Source organism: Streptomyces phyllanthi (assembly GCF_009377205.1).
Lineage (GTDB): Bacteria > Actinomycetota > Actinomycetes > Streptomycetales > Streptomycetaceae > Streptomyces > Streptomyces phyllanthi.
Genome location: NZ_VJZE01000426.1, coordinates 1 through 7,957, shown reverse-complemented (window position 1 = coordinate 7,957; position 7,957 = coordinate 1). Strand labels below are relative to the sequence as shown.

Sequence of the window (7,957 nt, the reverse complement as noted above, 5' to 3'; positions counted from 1 at the left end):
CCCGCCGCCCATACGGCCGCCGCCACCGCCACCCGGTCCGCCGAAGCCGCCGCCCGTGGACGGACCGGCCGTCGGGTTCGTGCCGCTCATGCCGCCGCCCGTCCCCGCCGGGACCGACGCCGCGTACGCCGCCGGGCCCGCGACCGACGCGAGGACCGCCGCCGCGACGGAGGCCGCCAGCAGCCGTATCCGGCCGCCGGAGCGGAAGGCGAGCAGGCCCGCGATCGCCAGCGCCATCACCACCGCGATGGTCGGCCACAGCCAGGTGTTCCAGTCGGAGGTCCTGCGGAGGAGGACCACCGCCCACACCCCCGTCACCGCGAACGCCAGCGGCAGCACCCACACCCACCTCTTGTCCGTACGGAACGCGCGCAGCAGCATCGCCCCGCCCCCGCCGCACAGCGCCGCGATACCGGGCGCGAGCGCGGTCGTGTAGTACGGGTGCATCGTGCCCTCGGCGAGGCTGAACGTGACGTAGTGCAGGGCCGTCCAGCCGCCCCACAGGACCAGTGCCGCGCGTGTCACGTCCGTACGCGGGGCGCGGCCGCACAGGACCAGGCCGCCGGCCAGCGCGATGCCCGCGAAGGGGAGGAGCCAGGAGATCTGGCCGCCCAGGACCTCGTTGAACATCCGGCCGATGCCCGAAGTGCCGCCGAAGCCTCCGCCTCCGCCTCCGCCTCCGCCACCGCCACCGCCCATGCTGCCGTCGCTGCCGAGGATCCTGCCGAGGCCGTTGTAGCCCATGATCAGGTCCCAGGCGGTGCCGTCCGTCGAGCCGCCGATGTACGGGCGGTCCGAGGCGGGGACGAGGGACACCGCCCCCGCCCACCAGAAGCTCGACACGGCCAGCGCCACGCCCGCGAGCAGCAGGTTCACCATCCGCTTCACAAGGCCGAGGTTCGCCGCGTACAGGTAGACCGCGAAGACGGCCGGCAGCGCGATGTAACCCTGGAGCATCTTCGTGTTGAACGCGAGCCCGAAGCAGACCGCCGAGCCGAGCAGCGGCAGCAGCCTGCCGTTCCGCGTCGCGCGCAGGGCGAGGGCCGCGCCCGCGACCATCAGGAAGACGAGCAGCGTGTCGGGGTTGTTGTCGCGGTTGATGGCGACCGTGATCGGGGTCAGCGCGAGGACCAGTGCGGCAACGGCCGCCGCGCCGTGGCCCCACACCCGCTTCACCGACGCGTGCAGGATCCAGATCGTCGCGAGCGCGGAGGCGATCAGCGGCGCCATCATCTGCCAGGTGCCGTAGCCGAGGATCCGGCAGGACAGGCCCATGACCATCAGGACGAAGGGCGGCTTGTCCACGGTGAGGAAGTTGCCCGCGTCCAGTGAACCGAAGAACCACGCCTTCCAGCTCTGCGTACCGCTCAGCACGGCGGCGCTGTAGTAGCTGTTGAGGCCGGCGGAGGAGAGGTTCCAGGTGTACAGCGCCGCCGCGAGGATCATGATCGCGGCCAGGGCGGGGAGCGACCAGCGGGGCGCGGACTCCGGTGGAGCCGTGGCCGGAGGCGGCGCGGGCGGCGCCGGTGTCGGGACCGGTGCGTCCGGGGTCGCGGAGGCGCCGGGCGGCGCGGACGTGTGGGGCGGCGCGGACGTGTGGGGGCGTGGATCAGTCGCGGAGGTCACCAGCGCACCATCCTGCGGGGGAATGGGCGCGCACTGTGGTGCGACTGGCAGCCGGCTGTGAATCGGCCCAGGGGCGGGTAACGGGCCGTACACCCTCTCTCCCGGCGTGGAGGTCAGTGGAGGTCAGGGGTACGGCCCGTTGCGCCTTCCCCGCTCAGCCCAGGGAGTACCCGAAGAACGCGTCCGTGGCGGGCGCGCCCAGGTCGTCGGGGCCGAAGGCGAGGGCGGACGTCGTGGTCAGACCGGTGGACGTGCCGCGCAGCGTCCAGACCGCGCCGTTGGTGCTGTTCTCGGCGGTGGACGCGACAGCGATGTCACGGTGGCCGTCGCCGTTGACGTCGAGCAGCGCGGTGGTGACGCCGAACCGGTCGCCCGACTCGGCGGCTCCGGGCACCCCGGCGGTGTTCTGGTGGAAGACCTGGGTGCCGGTACCGGTGACGCCGGAGGCGCTGCCGGGCACCAGGGCGAACGAACCGGCGTCGGTGAGGTCGCTGAAGTCCTCGCCGGGGATGCCGAGCGCGATGTCGGCGTAGCCGTCGCCGTTCACGTCGTCCACCGAGACCGCCGTACCGAGGCCGTCGCCCTCCTCCTCCACGCCCGCGAAGCCGGGCAGGTCCTGGTCGAAGGACTTCGTGTTCGCGTCGGACAGGCCGGAGGCCGAGCCGTAGGCGACACGGACCTTGTTGCTCCAGCCGTCGACGCCGACCACCACGTCGTCGAAGCCGTCACCGTTCACGTCGCCGACGCCGGTGCCCACGTCCTCACCCGTGGCGTCACCAGGGGCGCGCTCGGTGGTGAAGCCCGACGTGCCGCCGTACAGCAGCCGGTTGCCCCAGGTGCCGTCGCCGGTGTAGATCCACTGGACGATGTCGTCCTTGCCGTCGCCGTTGATGTCGCCGACATGGCCGTTGACGACGGGCCCGGTGATCGAGTCGCCGTCCTCCTCGCAGCCGCTGCCCGTGGCGCAGGAGGCGTCGTCCTCGCCGTAGCCCCACCACTCGGACTTGTCGAGGATGTTCAGTACGGCGGCGGGGGTGCCGGTCCGTGCGATCGGGCCCTTCCAGAGGGTGGCCGGAGCGCCCGCGGGGTCGTCGCCGCCGACGTTCTGCGTGGAGAACAGCGCCAGGTCGGTCTTGCCGTCCCCGTCGAAGTCACCGGCCTGGGGCGCGGCCCCGTACCCGGCGATCGCCGTGCCGCCGGTGAGCCCGGAGGCGGAGCCCCAGAGCACGACGGAGCCCGCCGCGCCGCCCCCGATCACGAGGTCGCCGTAGCCGTCGCCGTCGAGGTCGCCCTTGGTGAAGGTGGACCCGAAGCGCTGGTTGGCGGTGGCGGCGCCGGGTATCCCGCTGGTCGACCGGCTGACGATCTTCTTGTTGGCGGTGGACAGCCCGTCGGCCGAGCCGTAGGTGACGGCGGCATAGCCCGCCTTCGCCTGGTCGGACACCGTGGCGTTCGGCGCCCCGATGACGAGGTCGGCGTAGCCGTCGCCGTTGAAGTCGTCCTGGGCCTCCACCGACGGGCCGGCGGCGGCGTGGGCCGAGGCTCCGGTGAGGGCCCAGGCGCTGAGCCCTCCGGCGAGCAGCACCGCGGTCGCCAGGGACGAGCCCAGCCGTGCGGTACGGATCCTGCGTCCTGCTCGGGACATGCAACTGCCTTTCAGGGTCGGTTGGGTGGGGGAACGGCACGCTCCACGTGCCGCGTCCACCCAGTCCGACGCGGAGGGCATGGCACCGGTTGTACGCCTGGATGTCATTTCCCGGTCACCGTCCCGAATGCTGCCCGAAGGGGCAACGCCGGTTGCCCTCCGGTCCCTTGCCGGGCGCGGCGGCCGGTCCGCCGGTGGCGGGACAGCCGGTACTGGGCCGGCCGGTACTGGGCCGTTGGCGGGACAGCCGGTACTGGGCCGGCCGGTACTGGGCCGTTGGCGGGACAGTCGCTACCGGGCCAGCCGTTACCGGGCCGGCCATTACCGGGCCGGCCATTACCGGGCCGGCTGGTACTGGGCTGGCTGGTACTGGGCCGGCCGTTACCGGGCCGGCTGGTACCGGGTCGACTGGTACCGGGCCAGCCGGTCCTCGAGAGTCCGGCGGCATTCGGGCCACTCGCCCGCCACGACCGAGAACATCGCGGAGTCCCGCAGTCGCCCCTCCTCGCCGGGAGCCCATGACGCGGACCAGCTCCGCAGCACGCCCTCGAACCGCGCCCCCGTCGCCGCGATCGCCGCACGGGATCGTTCGTTGCGCGCGTCCGTCTTCAGGTCGACCCGCTCCACGTTCCACACCTCGAAGGCGTGCCGGAACAGCAGGTACTTGGCCTCGGCGTTGATCCCGGTGCCCTGGGCCGACGCCGCGAGCCAGGTGAACCCGACCTCCACGGCGTACGGGCCGCGCTCGTCCGGCCACCAGCGGGGTTCCAAGTAGGCCGTGGCTCCGACCGCCTGCCCGGACGCCTTCGCCACCTGGGCGTAGGGAGCGACCCTGCCCGTCCCGGCCCGTGCGAGCTGGGCGTCGACGTACTGTTCGACTTCGTCCCTCCCGGGCACCCAGGTGTACCCGTACGAACTCCGCTCCTCCTCGGCCGCCACGGCCAGATCCCGTGCGTGCCGCCGCTCCAGCGGCTCCAGCCGCACGAGCGCGCCTTCCAGTACCGGCCCGTCAAGCCTGAGACCCATCAGCCCCGCCCCTCTGCCCGCTCCTCCGCCCGTCCGTCCGTCCGGACGTGCGTCGGAGCCTGCCTGCGCGGGGGCGTTGGCGTCGAGCGAATTACCGTTCCGCTGGATGGACCCGGACTCCCTGGGGTTCAGGGGGAGTCCGGGTCATCGCACCACGAGGGTCATCGCACCGTGTGAGTCATCGCATCCGCGAGACTCATCGCACCGCGAGAGTCATCGCATCCGTGATCACCAGATCGCCTCCACCCACTCCGGGTGGTCGATGAACGGGTTCCGGTTGCCCTGGTACGTGTTGTAGATGATCTCGTTGCGGCGCTCTTCGAAGGCGTCCGGGGGGTCCTCGTCGTTCCACTGCTTCAGAACCGAGAGACGGCCGTGGTACGGGACGCTGCCGTTGGTGACGGCGTCGTTGGGCTCCAGGTTGGGCCAGCCGTCGTCGCCCTCGTAGCGGACGGCCATGTAGAGGATCATGCGGGCCACGTCGCCCTTGACGGCGTCGCGCGGCTCGAAGGAGTTGGAGTCGGTGAGGCTGCCGCCGCTGTTGGTGAAGCTGCTGCCGCCGTTGTCGAAGTCCTTGTTGCCGCGGATGGAGTTGACCTGCACGTCCTCGGGGCGCAGATGGTGCAGGTCGGTGCCGGGTCCCGCGGAGGTGCCGAAGTCGCCGTGGGACTGGGCCCACACGTGCTCACGGTTCCAGTTGCCGGTGTTGCCGCCGTTCAGCGACTTGCTGCGGGAGATGCCCGAGTAGAGCAGCTTCACGTTGCTGCTGTTGTTCGGGTCCTGGTCGGTGACCTTCAGGGCGTTCCAGACCGCCGAGTACGACAGCTTCGTCTGGGGGCTGATGATCGTGTGCAGGGACGACTTCAGGGCCGTACCGGTCTTGCCGACCGCGTTCTTGTAGTACGTGCTGTCGTACGCGGTCGTCGTCGCCGACGCGGGGGAGGCGGCGGCCGTCGGCAGGACTAGTCCGGCGAGCACGGCCGAGGTCGCGAGGGCGAGGGGTCTCCAGCGGCGTATCTGCGTGGCGGGCATAGGGGGGTCCGTCCGTTCTACGCGGGTTGAATGGGCGACCAACGGACAGGAGGGTGACATGGACATGTAGTCAATTAGGTGAACGTGGTGAGTCGGTTGTGTGTCGGGATCGGGTGAGTCGGTCAGGTCGGAGTGGATCCTGACTTGTGGCTGTATGCGGTGAGTTGAGGGATCGTCATCCGCCGGGAAGGCCGATGATGCGGTACCGCGAACGCCTGGAGGGGGCCGGTGGTGCCGTACCGCGAACGCCTGGAGGGGGCCGGTGATGCGGTACCGCGAACGTCCGGAGGGGGCCGGTGATCCCGGCGTCGCGAGCGTCTGCGAACGTACGTACAACTTTCGGCCACCCGCCCGAGTCGAACGAGGCGAGTGCGCCGGAAGCGCCCTCATACGTGCGCCTCGCTTCCAGCGCGAAGCGCGCGCAAGTCGCTTCAACGGGGAGGGAAAGCTTCCATGACCCACCTGACATCCCGGCGTGCGCGGGTGCTCGCCGGGACCCTCGGGGCCGGACTGCTCATACCGTGCGTCGCCGCCGCGGCACCGGCCGCCGCGGCCGCGCCACAGGTCAGCTGCACGTCCGAACAGGCGGGCCTGGCCGTGAAGTTGCAGAAGGACATCACCGCGGCCCTCGCCAACCGCAAGGGAACCATAGCCGTCGGGCTCTACGACCGGGCCACCAACACCACCTGCACTCTGCGCGGCAGCACGGCCTTCGACTCGGCCAGCGTCGTCAAGGTGACCGTGCTCGCCACGCTCCTGTGGGACGCGAAGAAGCACAACCGCTATCTCACCCAGCGCGAGGCCGACCTCTCGACGGCCATGATCACCAAGTCCGACAACGCCGCCACCAGCACGCTCTGGCGGCAGTTGGGGATGACGAAGATCAAGGGGTTCCTGGCCGCCGCCGGGATGACCCAGACCAAGCCGGGCGCTGACGGCTACTGGGGACTCACCCAGATCACCGTCCGCGACGAGCAGAAGCTCCTCAAGCTGGTCACCGCGAAGAACTCCGTGCTGAGCGACAACTCCCGTGCCTACATCCTGAAGCTGCTGGGCAAGGTCGTCTCGTCCCAGCGCTGGGGCACGCCCGCCGGGGCGCCCTCCACCGTCTCCGTGCACGTCAAGAACGGCTGGCTGTCCCGCGCCACGCACGGCTGGCGGGTGCACAGCATCGGCGCGTTCAAGGGCGGCGGACGCGACTACATGATCTCCGTCCTCACGCACGGCAACAGCACCATGAACTACGGCGTGACCACCATCCAGGGCGTCGCGAAGGCCATCCACAAGGACCTCGTGCCGGTCACCAGCAGCGCGAGCGCCCAGCGGTACGTCCCGACGGACGAGCCGAAGGAGGCGTTCGTGCCCGTGCCGGGCGAGTGAGGCGGAAGCGACACGTTCACGGGCGCGGTCGGCTGAACTCCCTTACGTTCACGGGGAGTCCATCCCGGCGGCGCCCTGTCCGCCGTACGGTGACGGCATGCGACCGAGAAGCCCGAGAAGTTTGAGTAGCTCGAGAAGCCTGAGTGGCCCGAGAAGTCTGAGGACTCTCCTCGCGACCGTCACCGCCGCTCTGGCGGCGGCAGCCACCACGCTCACCGCCGCCGGTCCGGCCCACTCCAACGCGGCCCACTCCAACGCGTCGCAGGGAAGCGCCTGTTCGCCTGCCGTCTCCATCGACGGCTACTCCGACGCGCTCGACAAGACCACGTACGAGGGCACGTTCGTCGGCAACTTCTCCGCCCTCGCCGTGGACCGCGACGGTTCGCTCGCCGCGCTCTCCGACCGCTCGGCCCTGTTCGGCCTCGACCGCCGCACGCTCCGGCCGACGGGTGTCGTCCCGCTCGCCGACGCCTCCGGAGCCGCGCTGGACTCCGAGGGCCTGGTGATCGACGTCGACGGTACGCGGCTGGTCGGCTCCGAGGCCGAGCCGTCCGTACGCCGGTACGACCGTAAGGGCCGCCTCCTGGGCAGCCTGCCCGTGCCGGACGCGCTCCGGGTCGCCCCGGCGGGGCGGGCGGTCACCAACCAGACCTTCGAGGGGCTCACGCTCTTCCCCGGTGGCCGTACCCTCCTCGCCTCGATGGAGGGCGCCCTCTCCGGGGACACGGCCGGGATCGTCCGCTTCCAGACGTGGGAACGGAGCGGTGGCCGGGAATTCCGGCTCTCCGCGCAGTACGGCTATCGTGCCGACACCGGGCTGGGGGTCGTCGAGACCGCCGCGACTCCGGACGGGCGGCTGCTCGTCCTGGAGCGCGGCTTCACCTCCGGGGTCGGGAACACGGTCCGGCTGTACGTCGCGGACGCGCGCCGCGCGACGGACACCGGGGGTGTCGAGAACCTCACGGGGCAGGCCGGCGTACGGCTGATCCGGAAGACCCTGCTCGCCGACCTCGTGACCTGCCCGTCCCTGGGGGCGGTCGCGAAGCAGCCGCAGCCGAATCCCCTGCTGGACAACATCGAGGGCATGGTGATCACGGGGCGGGGCCCCGGTGGTCTGCGCCTCCTGCTGGTCAGTGACGACAACCAGAACGCGGTGCAGACCACGCGGTTCTACCGGCTGAGGGTGCGCCTGCCGTAAGGGGTGCTCGTGCGCGGGCGGTGAGTCCTCGCCCCCGCCGCCCCTACCCG

At 71.2% G+C, this 7,957-nt stretch carries 6 protein-coding genes; 2 read left to right on the top strand and 4 right to left on the bottom strand.

Annotated features, from left to right (window positions below):
• From FNH04_RS36725 to FNH04_RS36705, 4 genes are all read right to left on the bottom strand, one after another.
• Nucleotides 1-1,626 (bottom strand): ArnT family glycosyltransferase (locus FNH04_RS36725; protein ID WP_322724889.1); only part of this gene is annotated, 1,626 nt, incomplete at its 3' end.
• Between the two features lie 154 nt (nt 1,627-1,780).
• Nucleotides 1,781-3,271 (bottom strand): FG-GAP and VCBS repeat-containing protein, encoded by a 1,491-nt coding sequence (locus FNH04_RS36720; RefSeq protein WP_152790171.1) that lies wholly within the window; start codon nt 3,269-3,271, stop codon nt 1,781-1,783.
• A gap of 381 nt (nt 3,272-3,652) precedes the next feature.
• A complete protein-coding gene (locus FNH04_RS36710; protein WP_152790170.1) occupies nt 3,653-4,297 on the bottom strand; it encodes a GNAT family N-acetyltransferase in 645 nt (214 codons plus the stop codon).
• A gap of 228 nt (nt 4,298-4,525) precedes the next feature.
• A complete protein-coding gene (locus FNH04_RS36705; RefSeq protein WP_152790169.1) occupies nt 4,526-5,329 on the bottom strand; it encodes an endonuclease I family protein in 804 nt (267 codons plus the stop codon).
• A 453-nt stretch (nt 5,330-5,782) separates the two neighbouring features.
• Between FNH04_RS36705 and FNH04_RS36700 the strand changes: the two genes are divergently transcribed.
• Together FNH04_RS36700 and FNH04_RS36695 are read left to right on the top strand one after the other, a co-directional pair.
• Nucleotides 5,783-6,709: a serine hydrolase gene (locus tag FNH04_RS36700; protein WP_152790168.1), complete on the top strand. Its 927-nt coding sequence runs from the start codon at nt 5,783-5,785 to the stop codon at nt 6,707-6,709.
• Between the two features lie 121 nt (nt 6,710-6,830).
• Nucleotides 6,831-7,907, top strand: coding sequence for an esterase-like activity of phytase family protein (locus tag FNH04_RS36695; RefSeq protein ID WP_228031816.1), 1,077 nt, complete (start codon nt 6,831-6,833; stop codon nt 7,905-7,907).
• The last annotated feature ends 50 nt before the right edge of the window (nt 7,908-7,957 follow it).